Annotated in this window: 12 protein-coding genes and 2 pseudogenes; 8 read left to right on the top strand and 6 right to left on the bottom strand. The window is 63.2% G+C overall.

What is annotated here, in order from left to right; all coding sequences use genetic code 11:
* Positions 1–321 precede the first annotated feature (321 nt).
* Positions 322–2,873 (top strand): annotated as a pseudogene (locus tag NCS67_RS24040) (two-partner secretion domain-containing protein); the annotation flags it as partial.
* 27 nt (positions 2,874–2,900) lie between these two features.
* Positions 2,901–3,242 (top strand): polymorphic toxin type 22 domain-containing protein, encoded by a 342-nt coding sequence (locus tag NCS67_RS24045; protein WP_250436931.1) that lies wholly within the window; start codon positions 2,901–2,903, stop codon positions 3,240–3,242.
* A 189-nt stretch (positions 3,243–3,431) separates the two neighbouring features.
* Here NCS67_RS24045 and NCS67_RS24050 read toward each other — a convergent pair whose 3' ends face one another.
* Together NCS67_RS24050 and NCS67_RS24055 are read right to left on the bottom strand one after the other, a co-directional pair.
* Positions 3,432–3,668 (bottom strand): SymE family type I addiction module toxin, encoded by a 237-nt coding sequence (locus tag NCS67_RS24050; RefSeq protein WP_250436910.1) that lies wholly within the window; start codon positions 3,666–3,668, stop codon positions 3,432–3,434.
* A 95-nt stretch (positions 3,669–3,763) separates the two neighbouring features.
* The gene (locus tag NCS67_RS24055; protein ID WP_250436911.1) at positions 3,764–4,084 is read right to left on the bottom strand and encodes a helix-turn-helix domain-containing protein; all 321 of its coding nucleotides are present in this window, start codon (positions 4,082–4,084) and stop codon (positions 3,764–3,766) included.
* A gap of 732 nt (positions 4,085–4,816) precedes the next feature.
* On the opposite strand from NCS67_RS24055, the gene NCS67_RS24060 reads away from it, so the two are divergent.
* Complete coding sequence (locus tag NCS67_RS24060; protein WP_008349149.1) at positions 4,817–5,218, top strand: winged helix-turn-helix domain-containing protein; 402 nt, start codon at positions 4,817–4,819, stop codon at positions 5,216–5,218.
* On the opposite strand, the gene NCS67_RS24065 is transcribed toward NCS67_RS24060, so the two are convergent.
* The gene (locus NCS67_RS24065) at positions 5,215–6,525 is read right to left on the bottom strand and encodes a DUF2325 domain-containing protein (RefSeq protein ID WP_250436913.1); all 1,311 of its coding nucleotides are present in this window, start codon (positions 6,523–6,525) and stop codon (positions 5,215–5,217) included. The two genes, NCS67_RS24060 and NCS67_RS24065, sit on opposite strands and share 4 nt — an antisense overlap.
* A 221-nt stretch (positions 6,526–6,746) precedes the next feature.
* Here NCS67_RS24065 and lpdA point away from each other — a divergent pair, with 221 nt between their 5' ends.
* Entirely contained in the window at positions 6,747–8,507 is a 1,761-nt protein-coding gene (gene lpdA, locus NCS67_RS24070; protein ID WP_250436915.1) for a dihydrolipoyl dehydrogenase, read from the top strand.
* Here lpdA and NCS67_RS24075 read toward each other — a convergent pair.
* Positions 8,504–11,944: a response regulator gene (locus NCS67_RS24075; RefSeq protein ID WP_250436917.1), complete on the bottom strand. Its 3,441-nt coding sequence runs from the start codon at positions 11,942–11,944 to the stop codon at positions 8,504–8,506. The genes lpdA and NCS67_RS24075 overlap by 4 nt on opposite strands.
* A gap of 401 nt (positions 11,945–12,345) precedes the next feature.
* On the opposite strand from NCS67_RS24075, the gene NCS67_RS24080 reads away from it, so the two are divergent.
* Positions 12,346–13,755, top strand: coding sequence for an aromatic acid/H+ symport family MFS transporter (locus NCS67_RS24080; RefSeq protein ID WP_008349153.1), 1,410 nt, complete (start codon positions 12,346–12,348; stop codon positions 13,753–13,755).
* A gap of 62 nt (positions 13,756–13,817) precedes the next feature.
* Positions 13,818–14,045, top strand: a complete 228-nt coding sequence (locus NCS67_RS24085) for a hypothetical protein (RefSeq protein ID WP_033536506.1) — start codon at positions 13,818–13,820, stop codon at positions 14,043–14,045.
* 9 nt (positions 14,046–14,054) lie between these two features.
* Here NCS67_RS24085 and NCS67_RS24090 read toward each other — a convergent pair whose 3' ends face one another.
* Complete coding sequence (locus NCS67_RS24090) at positions 14,055–14,813, bottom strand: TetR/AcrR family transcriptional regulator (RefSeq protein WP_250436920.1); 759 nt, start codon at positions 14,811–14,813, stop codon at positions 14,055–14,057.
* A 140-nt stretch (positions 14,814–14,953) separates the two neighbouring features.
* Positions 14,954–16,168 (bottom strand): trypsin-like serine peptidase, encoded by a 1,215-nt coding sequence (locus tag NCS67_RS24095; protein ID WP_250436922.1) that lies wholly within the window; start codon positions 16,166–16,168, stop codon positions 14,954–14,956.
* A 1,195-nt stretch (positions 16,169–17,363) separates the two neighbouring features.
* Here NCS67_RS24095 and NCS67_RS24100 point away from each other — a divergent pair.
* The gene (locus NCS67_RS24100) at positions 17,364–17,609 is read left to right on the top strand and encodes a hypothetical protein (protein WP_250436933.1); all 246 of its coding nucleotides are present in this window, start codon (positions 17,364–17,366) and stop codon (positions 17,607–17,609) included.
* Between the two features lie 3 nt (positions 17,610–17,612).
* A pseudogene (locus tag NCS67_RS31945) lies at positions 17,613–18,059 on the top strand (hypothetical protein); the annotation flags it as partial.

The raw sequence follows: 18,059 nt of genomic DNA on the forward strand, positions 1-18,059 counted from the left end.
CGACGATCACTTCGGCGAAGGAAGTCGCGCTTGCGCGAGGCGTTGAGACGACGTGTGCGCCGGGTTGTCCGCGATGTGAGGTTTTGTGATCCGGTATCCGGACACGCCCTAGATCGCCGCGCACAGACCGGGACTCGCGCTCGTTCGTTCCAAACTCAGAATTTCCCACTCGAATAAACGCCTCGCATCTCGCGAGGCGTTTCTTCTTTCAGAGTTATCCGTATGAATTTTCAGTTAAGGATGGCTGAAAATTCGGAGTTCTCTGCCGCTAAGCAGTGGCGCGCAGACGCTGACCCCGCCGACTCAATCCCGAAAAGAATCATGAATAAGGGTTTTTACAAACTCGTCTATAGCCGCGTGCGGCATATGCTCGTCGCCGTCGCGGACTTCGCCAGCGCTCATCGCACCGCGCCCGGCGCGCGTCGTCCCGCGACGCGCTCTCATCACGCCGGGCCCGTGCCCGCATTGCGCGCGCTCGTTCTCGCCGCGATGGTCCTTATCGGCAATGTCATCCTGAGCGCGCCGTCAATTGCACAGATAGTCGCGGTGCCCGGCTCGGGCGCTCAAGTCATACAGACGCAAAACGGGTTGCCGCAAGTCAATATCTCGCGACCCAGTTCGGCGGGCGTGTCGGTCAACAATTATTCACAATTCGACGTCCAGCGCCAGGGCGCGATCCTGAATAACGCTGCAACCATCACGCAGACGCAACAGGCCGGATACGTGAATGGCAATCCGAATCTGACGCCCGGTCGTGAGGCGCGGATCATCGTCAATCAGGTGCAGAGTAATTCGCCGTCGCAATTGCGCGGGTATCTCGAAGTGGCGGGATCGCGCGCAGAGGTGGTCGTCGCGAATCCGCAAGGGATTCTGGTCGACGGCGCGGGTTTCATTAATACGTCCCGAGCCGTGTTGACGACCGGAACGCCGAATTTCGGGCCATCGGGGAATCTGACGGGCTTCAACGTCACAGGCGGGACGATCACGGTACAAGGCGCCGGTCTCAATGTGACGAACGTCGATCAGGTCGATCTGCTGAGTCGCGCTATTCAAGCCAACGCGGCGATTTATGCGAACAACCTGAACGTGGTCGCGGGCGCGAATCAGATCGATCACGACACGCTCAACGCTACGCCGATCGCGGGCACTGGTCCGGCGCCGTCGGTGGCGATCGACGTCGGCGCGCTCGGTGGCATGTATTCGAATCGCATCTATCTGACATCCAACGAATACGGTGTGGGCGTCAGCAATCGCGGGATTCTGGCGGCGCAGGCCGGCGATGCGTCGTCGGTGGGGCTGTTTCAGAACTACTGGAGCGCAGTGGCGGCGGCGGGCGATCTCTCGATGCCAGTCTCGCTCGACCAGAACAGCTGGCGGGGCCAGAGTGCGCCGCAAGTGCAGGTAACGTACTCGGGCTACTACCACTACAACAACTACGACAACTCGGAGCACAACTGGACATTGCCGTTCGGCGATGCGCCGTTCGCGGGCGGCGGACCGGGCGGCTACACGCAGGCCGCGCCCGCTGACATTCGCACTTATGCGCTGCCGAGCTACGAATCGAGCTTCGTCGGGGGCGGCACGCTCTCGGGTACGGGCGTCAGCATCGACAATACGGCGGCCAATGCCGGGATTCCGTCGCTCGGACTTGCGCCCGGCCAGGCGCTCTCCGGCGTGACGATCGGCGGGCTGAGCGGCAATGCGGGCGGCACGAAGGCGGGCGCGGCGACCTGATCCTCAATACGGCGGTCAATACGGTCGATCAGGTGAGCGCGACGGGCGCGACGCGCACCACGACGACGCTCGGACCAATTGCGAACCTGAACGTGGCGGGCAACGCGCTCATCGTGACCGGTGGGAACGTCGAGCAGAACGCGGGCAATCTGAACGTGGGCGGCGGCCTCGACATGACCGTGGGTGGAGACTGGAACCTCGGCGCGGCGCAGACGGGCGAACATAAGGTCGTCGAGCGCGCCAACGGCGTGTCGAACACCGACATCAATCAGATGACGGGCAGCTCGGTGGTCGTCGGTGGTGTGTCGGAGATCGGTGTCGGAGGCGATCTGACCGCGACCGGTGCGAACATCGACCTGGGCGGTGGCGGTGTCGTCGCGGTCAAGGGCGACGTGACGCTGCAGGCGGCCAAGGCGACATCGACCATCGACAGCAACAGTTCGGGCAGCGACAGCCACGGCAGTTACGCGGAGTCGATGCATCGGTCGGATGACAGGCTGACGGCGACTACCCTCAACGCGGGCGATTCGCTTACCGTTGCGTCAGGCAAGGATATCAATCTGACGGGCAGCGCGATCAGCCTCGATAAAGGCAAGGCGACGCTGGCGGCTGCGGGCAACGTCAATATCGGCGCGGCGACTGAAACGCACGTCGACAATTCGCAGGAAACGCATAGCCATAGCAATGTCGTGAGCGGCAAGGAGGTGGCGAGTTCGAGCTCCACGACGACCACCTTGAATCGGGGCAGCCTGATTTCCGCCGATGGGGTGACGATCGCAAGCGATAGGGACATCAATGTGGCGGGCAGTACGATCGTGGTCACCAATGATGTCAGCTTGAACGCTGCGCATGATGTGAATATCACCACGACGCAGGACACGAGCCAGTCGAGCGCGTCCCACCAGGAAAGGAAGTCGGGTTTTGGCACGGCGGGCATCGGCATTTCGTATGGCACGCAAGACCAGAAAGACACGGTCAACGATTCGTCGGCGACGAACAACGCGAGTCTGATCGGCAGTACGGGCGGCAACGTGACGGTGCAGGCGGGCAACACGCTGCACATCACGGGTTCGGACGTGCTCGCAGCAGGCAACGTGACGGGGACGGGCGCGGAAGTGATCATCGACGCGTCGCAGGACGATCGACATCACGATGAAACGCATGAGATGAAGAGTTCGGGCTTTAACCTTTACGATGGGACAAGATACGTATCTGCTGGGGTTACCCAGACGTTCCCACCGGGTTCTTGGTCTCCCGGCTTTACAAGCAGCCTTGGCTGGATATTCGGTGCGCGCGATGCAAGCTCAACGAATGCATTTATGAACGGAGACGGAAATCAGGCATTTGTTTCCATTCCGACTCCATGGAAAGTCAATGCGTTCGGTGCGGTAACGCATGCCTACGGAGGAGCGACGGCGGTCGAAATAGGGGTAACGACGCCGTCAGGATTTACGTTTGGCGTTACTCCGTGGAGCCACTCCGTTCCGATAGGAGGTTCCAAGCAATGAAGGGGGTTTTATGAGAGGACCCACTGACGAAGAGTGGAAGCGTATGAGTCCAGGAGAGCGGCGCGCCTACTACGTATTTGGAGCGATCGTTCTGGTCATCTTGGGAGGTTTGTTGATTGAAAAGCTTCTAAGTTAGAAACATGAAACGACAAACCCGGCCGCAGCCGGGTTTGTCGTTTGTAGCGTCGTTCAAGCTGGGGTAATGATGAGCCGTCCGTCTTCCACCTGAACGCACACGCGGCTGCGCGGTTTGAAGCCGGCCTGAGCAAGCCACTTGCCCATGAGCCGGATGTACGGCACGGGAATGGGCCGTTCGTACTTGCCACGATTGTGAGCGGTCTTGATGTCGCACTCACGCACAGCGGCGTCGCAGATCATGAAGCGTTGGGAAACGCTCAAGTTTGATTTAAGATCGGTATCAGCCATGATTAGCTCCCTAATTGAGCTGGTTGTGGTCAGCGGGTCGTATCGGTTGCAGCCGTTACGGCCCGCGCTTCGTTTACGGATTGAAACTCTCCTCTTTAGCGGCCTTTGCGCGGCTTGCGTTCGGCGGTTTCGGCTGCCGTGACGCGCGCAATCGCGCCGGTCACTTGGCTCTTGACGATCAGCGCATCGAGTAGTTCGCGAGCGAGCTGCTGCTCGTGCTCGGACATGCGCGAAATCGTTTCGAACTGATAGCGCAGCGCCTCATCGGGGCCGCGTTCGCCTTCATCAAACACCAGTGCATCGGCGCTCACGCCTAGCGCAACAGCCAGTCTTCGAATCGTATCAAGAGTGGGTTGTGAAGCGCCGCCTTCGTAGCGGTGAACCTGAAGCACGGACAGTCCGACGGCATCGGCCAAGCGATACGTTCCGGCTCGGGTACGCGAACAAGAGCCTGACGTATCGCTTGCCGCCGAGTTACTCGCGCGAAGGAAAGGAAGTGCGCGCGAAGTTGCAGCGTGTGGGCGTGTATCGGGAATCGGGCCATGAACACTTGAACGGGTGTCTGGTGGTGCCGGTGGCGGATCTCGATTCGGGCGCGGGGTTTGGCACAGTCCGACAGATGTACGGGCGTCGGATCGCAGCGGGTCACAAGATTCCGGCGAGCCAGCCGCGGCATATGTACCCGGCGTCGCGCTCATAGCAAGCCAAGCGGCGCGACCTACTGTTATCGCATGGCGGTGCTCGCCCCTACCCTCTCGTTGCTGGTTCCCGGTGGCAAGCCATCCGTTCCGCTACGTAGCGACATCCCACCGCCAATATTTACCGGGCACACTCTTCCGCGTCGATGACATCGCGATCGGCAACGCTGGAACGCGCGCGGCTTCGACGGCAAGCAGATGCTAACGGGCGAGCGCGACTTCCACTGGCGTAACGAAATGCAAGCGCCGCTCGGGCAGTCGCACCCATCTCTCTACCCGATCATCGACCGTCCGCGATGACCACCTCGCGCCTCCCGTCAGCCCAAGCTACATGCATGTCGCAAACACGGCCTTGCATATTCCCCGCTGCCGTCCTATCCGGACAACCGATAACGCCCGCAAGCCCCTCGTCAAACGCCCCTCCGATTTCCTTCGTGTATCCTCTCGGGCATGGCGACGACCCTGAAAACACCGGAAAACGCATCAGACACCGACGCGGCGAACCAGCCGATCGAAGTGCGCTTTCGCATGCGCATCACGAAAGGCGAGACCATCGCCATCGGTCCGGGCAAGGTGTCGCTGCTCGAAGCGGTGCGCAAGCACGGCTCGATATCGGCGGCGGCGCGCAGCCTCGACATGTCGTACCGGCGCGCGTGGCTGCTCATCGACGAGCTCAATCGCTCGCTCAAATCGCCCGCGACCATCTCCGAACAAGGCGGGCAAAGCGGCGGCGGCTGCGTGCTGACGCCCGTCGGCGAAAGCATCGTGCGGCTTTATCGCGATGTCGAAACACAGGCGCAAGCCGCGTGCGCCGAGCAGATCGAATCGCTCACGCAGTTGCTCAAGCCCTAACCGTGTCGTAAGCAGAACGCCGACGGCGGCGGCGCGCTCGCCTGACCGCCACGCGCGCCAATCGTGAGCCGTCCGACGAACTCCACGAAACTCGCGACGCTCGCGGTGCGCAACGGCGAATACTCGACGCCATGCCGGTCGCAGACGCGCTTGAGCATGCTCATCGAATCGTGATCGATGCAATCGACGGGAAACAGCACGACATCCGCGTTCGGCAGCGCGGCCGCGAGCAAGCCCTTGCGATCTTCGATTCCGCCGTCATGGACGATCAGCTCGCCGCCCGCGGCCTCCACCAGCGCCTTCAGCACCGCATTCGAATTCGGCCTTCCGCCGACATAGACGATGCGCCTGCCGCTCACCCATTCCATCGCGCGTCGGCGCACGTCGGGGCGATCGCAGGCACCGAGCGTCGCGCGTTCCAGCGCCGCGCACTCGGCCTGTACGACCTTCAGCAGCGCCTGAACTTCGCCCAGCTTGTTGCGCAATGCGCGTGTCTCGTCCTCGTCCCGGAGCGCGCGCTGCTCGGCGGCTTCGCGGCGGCTCGTGTGCAGCGCGAGCCTGCGTTCACCGTCCTCGATTTTTTCGCGCAGGCGCTCGACTTCGGCTTCGAGCTGCGCCGTCGGCAAATCCGCCTTGCGTTGCCCGAACGCTGCGAGTTGCAGCGCGTGCTCGCTCGCCTGTCTGACGGACGCATCGCGTTCCGCGCTCAGTTCGAAAAGACGCGCCTGCTGCCGATCGATCTTTTCCCTAAGCTCCTGATTCTCCGCTTCGAGCGCGACGAGCCGCCGGATATCCGCGCGATTCGCCGCGCCGACGAGATGCGACAGCATATGAAGTTCGCCGAACGCGGACTGGCGCACTGCAATCGTCGCGTGCGGATGCGACATCACCGCCCAATACGCGGGCGGAATATCGCCGGACTTCAGCGCCTCGTTCCACAGATCGAGCAGCGCCTGCGTATCGCGCGCGGCGTCAAAACGGCGGATCGCGCCTGAATAGCGTTCGTCGAGCGCCTTGTTCAGCGCCTTCGCGCCCGCGCCGCCCGCAATCGCGAGTTCGACAGCGGCGTGATGAATCTCCAGATCGCTCGCGCGATGGCGGTCGAGATCGGTGAATTTGGGCACGAGCTTGCGTAGCTCGCCCGTCGAAAGACAAGTGCCGATTACCGAGCAATGCAGATGCGAATCCAGTTCGGCAAGACGCGCGCGACGACGCGAGGCGCGAAGATCGGATTCGGTCGGCTGACAGCACGCATCGCGTAGGCCGGGCGTGCTCGAGCGTGCAAGTTGAAACGGAGGGGTCCGCATGATCACCTCGTGCTTTCGTGTTCCGCAATATACCATCGAATATAACGATGACTCAGAGCCGAGGCGATGCGCGAGTCGAGGGCCGTATCCCGCGCGCGCGGTCCGGACACGGCGTATCCTTGTGTCCTTCGGCGCGTCAGGCCGGCCGGACAAGGCCGCGTCCGCAAGGCACGCAGCCGGACATTTCCCATCGCGACGAATTGCTCAACAGGAGAATCTGAATGGCCAGGGTTGAAGTCAAGGTTCCGCAGCTTTCCGAATCCGTCACCGAAGCGACGATGTTGCCGTGGAAGAAAAATGCGGGCGACACCGTGGCGCAGGACGAAATCCTCATCGAGCTGGAAACGGACAAGGTCGTGCTCGAAGTGCCCGCGCCATCGGCCGGCGCGATCGTGGAAGTGCTGAAGAAAGCAGGCGACATCGTTCACGCGGACGAAGTCATCGCGGTCATCGATACGGACGCGAAGGCATCGGCATCGGCATCGGCGCCCGCGTCTGCACCCGCTCCCGCTCCCGCGTCTGCCCCGGCGCCTGCGCCTGAAAAGCCCGCCGCCGCGTCAGGTCAGAAGGCCGATTTCGACGTGATCGTCATCGGCTCCGGGCCCGGCGGCTATATCGCCGCGATCCGCGCCGCGCAGCTCGGCCGCAAGGTGGCGTGCGTCGAGGAATGGATCAACCACGCCGGCAAGCCGAAACTCGGCGGCACCTGTCTGAACGTCGGCTGCATTCCGTCGAAGGCGCTGCTCGCGTCATCGGAGCAATTCGAGAAGGCGCAACTCCATTTCGACGAGCTCGGCATCAACCTGGACAACCTTTCCGTCGATGTCGGCAAGATGGTCGGCCGCAAGGAAGCGATCGTCGAGAAGATCACGGGCGGCGTCGAGTTCCTCTTCCGCAAGAACAAGATCACTTGGATCAAAGGTCACGGCAAGCTCGCGGGCAAGGACGGCGCGAACTTCAGGATCGACGTCGGCGGTGAAACGCATACCGCGCAGCATGTGATCATCGCGACGGGCTCGAAGGCGCGGCATCTGCCGAACGTGCCGGTCGACAACAAGATCGTCTCCGACAACGAAGGCGCGCTCGCCTTCACGTCCGTGCCGAAGAAGCTCGCCGTGATCGGCGCGGGCGTGATCGGGCTGGAGCTCGGCTCCGTGTGGCGCAGGCTGGGCGCGGAAGTGACGATTCTCGAAGCGCTGCCCGAATTCCTCGGCACGACCGACTCCGCGCTGCAAAAGGAGGCCGCGAAGCTCTTCAAGAAGCAAGGTCTCACGATTCATCTCGGCGTGAAAATCGACGGCGTGAAGACGACGGATTCGAGCGTCTCGATCTCCTACAAGGACAAGGACGGCAACGCGCAGACGCTCGACGCGGATCGTCTGATCGTGTCGATCGGCCGCGTGCCGAACACGGACGATCTCGGTCTCGATTCCATCGGCTTGTCGGTCGATGAACGCGGCTTCATTCCCGTCGACGGCCATTGCGCGACGAAAGTCCCGAACGTCTACGCGATCGGCGATGTCGTGCGTGGCCCGATGCTCGCGCACAAGGCGGAGGACGAAGGCGTGCTGGTCGCGGAGATCATCGACGGGCAGAAGCCGCACATCGACTACAACTGCATTCCGTGGGTGATCTACACGCATCCGGAAATCGCGTGGGTCGGGCAGACGGAGCAGGCGCTGAAGGCGGAAGGCCGCGCATTCAAGGCCGGCCAGTTTCCGATGCTCGCCAACGGCCGCGCGATGGGCATCGGCGAAACGGACGGCTTCATCAAGATCCTCGCCGATGCGAAAACCGACGAGATTCTCGGCGTGCACATCATCTCGGCAAACGCGTCGGATCTGATCGCGGAAGCCGTCGTCGCGATGGAGTTCAAGGCGGCGAGCGAGGATATCGGGCGCATTTGCCACCCGCATCCGTCGCTGTCGGAAGTGATGCGCGAAGCGGCGCTCGCCGTCGACAAGCGCGCGCTGAATATCTAAACGCGCCGCGCCATCCACACGCGCAACAGCGAGTAAAGCCGGTCGATGTCGATCGGCTTCGCCAGATAATCGCTCGCGCCCGCCGCGAGACATTGCTCCTGATCGTCCTTCATCGCCTTCGCGGTGATCGCGATCACCGGCAGCTTCTTGAAGCGCGCGTCCTCGCGGATACGCCGCGTCGCTTCGAGTCCGTCCATGCCGGGCATCATCACGTCCATCAACACGACGTCGATGTCCGGATTCTTGTCGAGCGCCTCGATTGCCTCGAAACCGTTGCGGCCGATATCCACCTTCAATCCCTGATGCTCCAGCGCGCTCGATAGCGAGAAGATGTTGCGAATGTCGTCGTCGACGAGCAAAACGCGGCGGCCATCCAGCACGCGGTCGCGCGAGCGCGAAACATGCAGCATCGCCTGACGATCCGCGGAAAGATCCGTCTCGACCTTGTGCAGGAACAGCGTGACTTCATCGAGCAGACGCTCGGGCGAACGCGCGCCCTTGATGATGATCGACTGCGAGTAGCGCATCAGTTCCGCTTCCTCGTCGTGCGTCAGATTGCGGCCCGTGTAGACGATCACCGGCGGGAACGAATACGCGTCGATCGCGGCCATCTGGCGCAAGAGGTCGCCGCCCTGCATATCGGGCAGCTTCAGGTCGATGATCATGCAATCGAAGATCGTCGTCTTCAGCAGTTCGAGCGCGTCGCGGCCGAACTCGACCGGCGTGATCTCCACGTCCGTATCGCTGATGAGTTCGACGATGCTCTGACGCTGACGCGCATCGTCCTCGACGAGCAGCACGCGCTTGATCTTCTGGCTGCTCTTCTCTTCGAGGCGCTGGAAAATCGCCGTCAGTTGCTCGCGCGTCGTCGGCTTCACCGCGTAACCGATCGCGCCGAGATGCAGCGCGGCCTCACTTCTGTCCGACGCCGACACGACATGCACCGGAACGTGCCGCGTCTTCGGATTCGCCTTCAGTTCCTGCAGCAGCACGAGCCCCGAGCGGTCGGGCAAGGCGATGTCGAGCAGGATCGCGTTGGGCGCGCTGTCCTGCGCGAGCTTGAGCGCCTCGCGCGCCGTGCCGCTCACGATGCATCGATAACCCAGTTCGTGCGCCAGATCGAGCAGCACTTGCGCGAAGCCCGGCTCGTCTTCGACCACGAGCACGAGACGTCGGCCGGGCGTGACATCGAAGCGATCGTCGTCGATGACGTGGAGCGCTTCGATCGGCGCCTCTTCTTCGACGACCACGGGCGCGGGCGCTTCCGCTACGGCGCTCGGCAACGCGTCGGACGCGCCGTAGACGAGCGGCATCGTCAGCGTGAACGTGCTGCCGGCGCCCTGCGCGCTGCGCACCGCGATATCGCCGCCGAGCAGATGCGCGAGACTGCGCGAAATCGACAAGCCGAGACCCGTGCCGCCGTAGTGACGGCTCGTGGTGCCGTCGGCTTGCTGGAACGCTTCGAAGATCGCTTCGAGCTGATCCGGCGCAATGCCGATGCCGGTATCCGTCACGACGAACTGCACCGCGCCCTCGCCTGCGCGCTTGAGCGTGAGCGAGACCGCGCCCGCATCCGTGAACTTGACCGCGTTCGACAGCAGGTTCTTCAGAATCTGTTCGAGACGGCGGAAATCGGTCGTGAGCGTCGGATAGTCGTCGATATCGTTGCGCAGTTCGAGCCGGAGCTTCTTCTGCCGCGCGAGCGGATCGAAGGTGCGCGCAAGCGAATCCATGATGCGCTGCAAGGGCACGTCCTCGATATGCAAATCGAGCTTGCCCGCCTCGACCTTCGAGAGATCGAGAATGTCGTTGATGAGATTGAGCAGATCGTTGCCCGCGGAGTAAATCGTCTGCGCGTACTTGACCTGGTCTTTCGTCAGATTGCCGGGCTTGTTCTCCGACAGCAGCTTCGCGAGAATCAGCGAACTGTTCAGCGGCGTGCGCAGTTCGTGCGACATGTTCGCGAGAAACTCCGACTTGTAGCGGCTCGCGCGCTGCAGCGCTTCGGCGCGCGTTTCGAGTTCGCCCTGCGCGGCATTGAGCGCGACGTTGCGTTCGTCGAGCACGCGCGCCTGTTCCGCGAGCCGATCGTTGGTCTGTTCGAGTTCGGCCTTCTGATTCGCCAGATAAACGTGCGCCTGCGAAAGCGCGGTCGTCTGCTGTTCGAGTTCCTCGTTGGTCGTGCGCAGTTCTTCCTGCTGCATCTGCAGCTCTTCGTTCAACTGCTGCGTTTCTTCGAGCACGCGTTGCAGGCGCTCGCGATACTGCGCCGCCTCGACGAAATCGCCGATATTCCCCGCAATCGACTTCAGGAACTGCTCGTCGCGTTCGGTCAGCTTGTGCATCGCGCCCAGTTCGATGGCGCCGTTCGCCTGGCCTTCGTTCTCTATCGGCACGATCGCGAGACTCGCGGGCGCGCTCGCGCCGAGCGCCGATGTCACCTTCCAGTAACCGGCGGGCACGTCGTTCATGCTCGTCAGCTTGCGCGCGTGCACCGCCTGCCCGACGAGGCTTTTCACGCCCGCGAGCGATTCGGGAACCGGCGCGCTGTCGGGATCGAAGCCGAAGCTCGCGGTGCGCTTCAACGCGCCGTCGGCTTCGAGCACATAGAACGCGCCCATCGAAATCTTCAGGTAATCCGCGAGAAAATCGAGGATCGTCTGACAAAGCTGATCGAGCGATTGCCGGCCGATGACCCTCTCTGCAAGCAGCGTCTGCCCTTCGCGCAGCCAGGCCTGTTCTTGAAGCGCGCGCGTCTGCCGTTCCTGCTCGCCGATCGCCGCGCCGAACGCGCTGGAAAGCTGCATCAATTCGCGTCTGCCGAAGATCGCGAGAATCACGGACAGCGCGAGACTCAGGATCAGGAAGACGACGACGGTGATCGTCGTGAGCTGTTTCGCCGATTCCACGCGCTGCAGCCGCAAGGCCTGCTCGATGTTGAGAAACGCGAAAAGCTCGCGCTCGGTCTCCGCGCGTTCGGCCGATCCGCGCCCCGCGCGCACCAGCGGAACGGAATCCTGCGCGCGGCGGCGGGCATCGATGAGCTCGTCGGCGACCTTGTCCCACTGCGTCTGCAAGGCGCGAATGCGAATCAGGCGATCGACTTGCGGCGCGTTGTCGGAGACGAGATCGGCGAGCGTGTCGATATCGGCGCTGAGCTTCGGCTTCGCGGTGTCATACGGCGCGAGAAAGCTCTCGTCGCCGGTAATCAGATAGCCGCGAATCGCGCTTTCCTTCTCGCTGACGAGCCGGCCGATTTCCTGCGCATTGCCGATCACGCGTTCCGAATGCTCGACCCAGTTGATGCCCGACAGCAGATACAGCACGAGCGCGACGAACGCGACGGCCGTCACGACGCCCGTTCCGAGCGGCAGCGCGATGTTGCGAAAGAGGATGCGACGAAAGCTGGCCTCGTCGACGCCGGACCGCAATGGCATAAACAGCTCCGATGTGGCGTGAAGGTCGCGTGCCGGGCAGATGTCTGGAAGCGGCCCGCACGACGGCGACGATCGCGAAAGTTGTAGTTCTTGTTTCAGCCGCTGCGCATGATACCCGGTTCGCCCGCGCCGCGTAGCGGGCCTCCGGCGCGCTCGCGAAGCGTCGCATCGCTTCCTTTCAGCACATTCGTTCGAATGCTTTCATCGCGCTGAACGCCTGTGCGGAGCGCCCGCTCATCGCGCGTCGAGAACTATTTTTTTCCGCATTGCGTTTATTAATTATAGGTACATATAATAAACCAGCGTCGAAACCGGTGGGCCCCCGCTTCGCGTGAACACCGGCATGTCGCCGGCCTGGTGACAATGGACGGCGAAGCGCCGTCGACAACGAGGAGTTGGTCATGTCGCAAGCAGAGCTTCACACCGGCCCGGCATTCCCGCCGCGCGCCGGGCATTCGACGGCGTCCGATCGGGGCGATGCGTGGAGCGGGAGCGTGCCTGTCGAGGAGTTCATCGACGCGCACCGCTTCTCGCGCTTTCAATGGACACTGATGGGCGTGTGCTTTCTGATCGTGCTGATCGACGGCATGGACACGGCGGCCATCGGCTATATCGCGCCGGCGCTCGTCAAGGGCTGGGGCATCACGAAGGGCGCGCTCGCGCCCGTTCTAAGCGCCGCGCTCTTCGGGCTCGCGGCGGGCGCGGTCGTTTCCGGGCCGGCGGCGGATCGCTTCGGTCGGCGCGCGGTGCTCATCGCCGCGACCGCCTTCTTCGGCGCGATGAGTCTCGCGACCGCGTTCTGCGGCTCGGTCGAATCGCTCGTCACGCTGCGCTTTCTGACCGGCATCGGTCTGGGCGCGGCGATTCCGAACGCGATCACGCTCGTCTCCGAATACGCGCCGGCAAAGAGCCGCTCGATCATCGTCAATACGACGTATTGCGGCTTCACGGTCGGCGCGGCGCTCGGCGGCTTCATTTCATCGTGGCTGATTCCCGCATTCGGATGGCATAGCCTTTTCGTCGTCGGCGGCGTGGTGCCGCTCGTGCTCGCGCTGTTCGTCGCGATGCTCGTTCCGGAATCGGTGCGCTATCTCGTCAAGCGCGGCGCGTCCAAAGAGAAAATCTGGGCGCCGCTTTCGAGGATCGCGCCGCTCGATCTCGCGCGCATCGATTCGTTTCGTCTGTCCGAGCGCACGCAAACGCACGCGAAATCGTCGGTCGGCGCGATTCTCTCGCGCAATTTCGTCGTCGGCACGCTGATGCTGTGGCTCGTGTACTTCATGGGCCTCGTCATCTTCTATCTGCTGATGAGCTGGATGCCGCTGCTCATGAACGAAGCCGGCTTCACGCCCGAGCGCGCCGCGCTGCTCACCGCGCTCTTTCCGCTCGGCGGCGGCATCGGCACGATCGCATCGGGGTGGCTGATGGATCGCTGGAACGCGAACGTCGTCGTGATGCTCGGTTATCTGCTGACCGCCGTGCTGATCTTCGTGGTCGGGCAGGCGATCGGCAGCATCGGGCTCGTGAGCGCGCTGATCTTTCTCGCCGGCACGACGATGAACGGCGCGCAATCGTCGATGCCCTCGCTCGCCGCGATGTTCTACCCGACGCAAAGCCGCGCAACCGGCGTTTCGTGGATGTACGGCGTCGGGCGCTTCGGCGGCATCGCGGGCGTCGCGCTCGGCGGATTGTTCGCGCAGTGGAAGCTCGGCCTGCCGGCGGTGTTCGCGCTGCTCGCCGTGCCTTCGGTGATCGCGGGCATCGCGCTGTTCGTCAAGCTGAAGGCGCACCCGGAGACGGAACGCGCGTGATTCTCGCGGGCCGCGCACGACGCGCGGTCCGCATCATCTCTTTGAAACGACAGGAAGCAAAGATGAGTCAGGAACTGGAAGTGTTGACCGGCAAGCTGCATGGCCTCACCGCCGCGCTCAGCGTGATCGCGGCGGCGTTGCCGCAACAGGCATCGGCGGATGTGCAGGAAACATTGCGCGACATGATCGGCGAAACGGCATCGTCGGACTTGCCCGGCGCGACGCTCGCATCGATGCATTCGACCATCGCGCAAGTGATCGAGTCGATGGAAATCGGTTTGCGGCGCTGAACCTTGCTTTTATGCGGCGCGTGCGGAGCGCGTCGTCTTCGGCTTCGCGACCTTCTTCGCGCTGGCCGGAGATGACGCGCTCGCCTGCGCCTCCAGACCGCCGACGATGAAGTTCGTCAACTGCTCCAGCGTTTCGTTCGCGTCCCACGGATCGCACGCGCCCTTGGCGAGCACGTCGAGACGATGCGTGTCGGAGAACGCGTAGAGATACGCGCCGATCATCATGGTCACACGCCAGTAGAGATCTTTCGCGGGCAGGCCGGGCAGCGCGGCGCGCAGCGCTTCGACGTAGGCATCGGTCGAATCGCCGTAAGCGGTGCTGCGCAAGCTGTACGAGATTTCGGGCGGCTCCGTGTGCAGGCGCGCCTGCAGACGAATGAACGCGCGGCCGCCGTCCGTCTTGCGCAGCGCGACGAGCGGCAGCAGAAACGCGCGCACGATATCGCGCACGTTCGCCTCTTTTCCATCGATCAGTTCATTGAGCAGCGTCACGCGCTCTTCGGAGATCAGCATCGCGCGGCGCAGGAACACCTGCTCGAAAAGCTGCTGCTTGGTGCCGAAGTAATACGTGATGAGCGCCTGCGTGACGCCGCACGACGCGGCCACTTCCTTGAGCGATGTGCCCGCGTAACCGCGCTGCGAGAAATCGACCTCGGCTGCGTCGAGGATGTTCTCACGTTGATTGATACTGCCCGCCGGGCGGCCGAGCCGCTTGCGCTTGCTCGATGCGCCGTGTGCGCGGACGTGAGTGGTGTCGTCTTTCGTCATGCCTGAGCGATGCTGCCGATGAAGTGAGAAGCCGGTTCGCTTCGTATTCTACGGGCGTTTGAGGCATGCTCCAGCGAATTCGTCGGAAAAGGCGAAGTGGCCCGCGCGCCGTTCGAAGCGAACGGGCCACCGCGACCGGCCTAGTTGCAATATCCCTGCGATGCGTACGTGCCGCCGCCCGGCGCGGCGGTCGAACACAGCGTGTTCAGCAGCGACGCGATGTTGCCTGCTCCGTAATTGCCATAAGTCGCGTTCGGATACTGCGTGTTCTGACGGAACTGCGACGCATAGTTGTCCTTTATCGCGTTCGGATCGGACGAGCCCCAAGACGTCACGCCGATGATCGACAGATTCGACGCATTGCCGATGACCGCGCCCCCGGAAAGCACGGCATCGCGCGGCCTGAAGTTGACGATCCACGGTCCGCCGCTTGCGCCGCTCGTGAGATTGCTGCCCTGCCAGAGTTGCGATGCGCCGCTCACGGTCGTCGTATAGGCCGGGCCATCGGTGCGCTGCATGATCGCGCCGCCGTCGAGCAAGGTCGGATAGCCGAAGGTCGTGACGGCGGCTGTCTGAAGATTCCCGGTCTTCGGCGACGATATGAAGGAATAGTTGTTCCAGCCATAGCTCAAATAGCCGGTGATATCGCCGATAAACTGATTCGACGCGTTCTTCGCGATCGCGATGACGGCGATGTCGTTGTTGCGCGCCGAGCCCGAGCCGGTATCGGTGCCGTTCGCCCACGCCGATGGCCGCACGAGCGCCGCCCAGTTCCACGTTCCATAAGGCGCGATCTGAGCAGACGTGGCGCCGGACGCGCCGTAGTGTCCGGGGCGGAATTGCCAGTTCGAGAACAGCGAACTTCCGCTGCCGAAGCTCTGGATGCAGTGCGCCGCCGTGACGATCACACTTCTGCGAATCAGGCTCGCGGTGCAGTAGCCGGCGCTGAAGGTGAGCTTGCCGATCGCCCGATACGGATACGTCGTGCTGAGATAGTTCGCGCTCGTGGTGCCCGCCGCGCTCTGGTTGCCGTCCTGCACGCGGCCGGTCGAATAGGGTATGCCGAAGGTGCCATACGCTCTCGTCTGCGCATTGCTCACGATGCCGGCCGGCGTATTGACGCCCGGCGTATAAGGCCCGGCGCTGGTTTCCGGCATGATCGCGGATGTGTCCGGCGGCGCGAGCACATTGACGACCGGCTTAAGATTCGACAGATCCGCCGGCGCCTCGCGCGATGCCGCCGGATTCGGATTCACCACGGCTTCGTCGTCTGCATGAGCGACGCCTGCGCTCGCCATCGACAGAGCGACAAGCGCCGTCGCCTCCACGCACGCGACTCGTTTCGATCTCTTCATGACACCCTCCGGTTGAAAGATACGATGTGTCGGCTGACGCATCGATCCGCCGTTCTTTGGTATTCCTAAGTCTTATGAACAACACTGGGCCGGCTTGTCGATCTTGCGTTCGTGTTCTGATTCGTCGGATGCTTGGCTGCGCGCTTTGCTTCGACGAATGCGCGCGCGTCTATGCAATAGATCAGGAAAGCGAACGATAAATAACTCTAGTTCAAATTTGCGCCAATCTCGATCCCGGTCTTTGATCAGCGGATAGAGACGATATCCCCGTCCGATTGACCGGTCGTGCGCTTGGAGTGCGGTCTACGGCACAGAGCGCGTTTGACGCTTCGCATCCATACAGATAGCCTACATTCACCTTTCTACGGAAGCCAGCAACGGGTGCGCGATACGCGTGACATTCGGCATCGCGAAGATTCATCGACATGCGATGCATCTGCTGGCTGGCCGCCGCGCCTGCGCGCGATTCTGACGTGCAAGACCGGGACGAGCGTATGAACTTACGACGCTTCCGGCCGTCCGCAAACGTTCTCTGAGCGCTCGCGCACTGCGCGAAATGACGACGCCCTCGCGCCCGGTTAATTACCGCACAGAACGCACCGTACAGCCTGTCATTCTTGCCCCACATCGCGTTCGACTCTGCATCCGACGCGTGGCGAAGAAACACTACAAGGGGCACAAATGAGCAATCCTAAAAAATTCAAATTGAATACTGCGATCAAACTCAGCGTCATCGTGATCGCGGCGGCCATGTCGAATTTCGCGTCCGCGCAAACGACGGGGAATCCTTGCAACCAGACTTCCGAGGGATGCGTGCCGCTCGGCACGAGCGCCGTGATGATGGTTGCGGCGGCGGACTCGCAGACGCGCGTATCGCCGACGACGGATCCGACCGTCGAAACGGTGTCGGCGGTCGTGCCGTTGCTCGAGGGCGGTCGCGGTGGCGAGGGATCGCCTGGAGCGGCTTCGGGCGGCGGAAATTCGAGCGGCTCGGGATCGGGTGCGGGTGCGGGTGCGGGCGGCGGTCAAGGCTCGTCCAGCAGCGGTCCGGGCGCGACGGCGGGGGCTGGCGGAAGCACGAGCGGCGGAGGCACCGGAACCGGCACAGGATCGGGTGGAACAGGTAACGGCAGTCAGGGCGCTGGAGATTCCGGTGGCGACTCCGGCGGGGACTCGGGCGGCGATTCGAGTGGACATGGGCACCATGGTCACGGGCACGGGCATGGCGATGGTGACGGCGACGGCGATGGGCATGGCCACGGTCATGGACATGGCCACGGCGATGGTGACGGTGATGGCCACGGTCATGGTCATGGCGATGGCCACGGCGATGGTCATGGTGACGGACACGGTGATGGCCACGGCGATGGTCATGGTGATGGCCACGGCGACGGACACGGTGATGGCCACGGGGATGGACACGGCGATGGACACGGCGTAGGGCATGGCGACGGTCACGGCGATGGCCATGGCGACGGCCACGGCGATGGTCATGGCGACGGCGGTCATGGCGGAGTTGGTCACGGAGACGGCGGTCATGGCGACGGCGGCCATGGCAACGGTTCGCCTGGCGGCCACGGTAGCGGTAACGGCAATGGCGGCGCAGCCGGTGGTCACGGTGGCGGCGGTCAAGGCGGTGGCAACGGCGGTGGCGGCGGCGGCGGTCACGGCGGTGGTGGAAGCGGCGGCGGTAGCGGTGGCGGCGGCGGTCACGGTGGTGGTGGCAATGGCGGTGGCGGCAACGGCGGCGGCAATGGTGGCGGCGGTCACGGCGGTGGTGGAAACGGCGGTGGTGGCAGCGGCGGTGGCGGCAACGGCGGTGGCGGCAACGGCGGTGGCGGCAACGGCGGTGGCGGCAACGGCGGTGGCGGCAACGGCGGTGGCGGCAACG

The sequence above is a fragment of the Caballeronia sp. ATUFL_F2_KS9A genome (assembly GCF_023630765.1).
GTDB classification, from domain to species: domain Bacteria; phylum Pseudomonadota; class Gammaproteobacteria; order Burkholderiales; family Burkholderiaceae; genus Caballeronia; species Caballeronia zhejiangensis.

Bases quoted from the DNA above. Each gene is read 5' to 3' on its own strand.
- NCS67_RS24045 (WP_250436931.1), top strand. From the start codon at position 2,901: ATGAAGAGTTCGGGCTTTAACCTTTACGATGGGACAAGATACGTATCT.
- NCS67_RS24050 (WP_250436910.1), bottom strand. From the start codon at position 3,668: ATGGCTGATACCGATCTTAAATCAAACTTGAGCGTTTCCCAACGCTTC.
- NCS67_RS24060 (WP_008349149.1), top strand. From the start codon at position 4,817: ATGGCGACGACCCTGAAAACACCGGAAAACGCATCAGACACCGACGCG.
- NCS67_RS24065 (WP_250436913.1), bottom strand. From the start codon at position 6,525: ATGCGGACCCCTCCGTTTCAACTTGCACGCTCGAGCACGCCCGGCCTA.
- lpdA (WP_250436915.1), top strand. From the start codon at position 6,747: ATGGCCAGGGTTGAAGTCAAGGTTCCGCAGCTTTCCGAATCCGTCACC.
- NCS67_RS24075 (WP_250436917.1), bottom strand. From the start codon at position 11,944: ATGCCATTGCGGTCCGGCGTCGACGAGGCCAGCTTTCGTCGCATCCTC.
- NCS67_RS24080 (WP_008349153.1), top strand. From the start codon at position 12,346: ATGTCGCAAGCAGAGCTTCACACCGGCCCGGCATTCCCGCCGCGCGCC.
- NCS67_RS24085 (WP_033536506.1), top strand. From the start codon at position 13,818: ATGAGTCAGGAACTGGAAGTGTTGACCGGCAAGCTGCATGGCCTCACC.
- NCS67_RS24090 (WP_250436920.1), bottom strand. From the start codon at position 14,813: ATGACGAAAGACGACACCACTCACGTCCGCGCACACGGCGCATCGAGC.
- NCS67_RS24095 (WP_250436922.1), bottom strand. From the start codon at position 16,168: ATGAAGAGATCGAAACGAGTCGCGTGCGTGGAGGCGACGGCGCTTGTC.
- NCS67_RS24100 (WP_250436933.1), top strand. From the start codon at position 17,364: ATGGGCACCATGGTCACGGGCACGGGCATGGCGATGGTGACGGCGACG.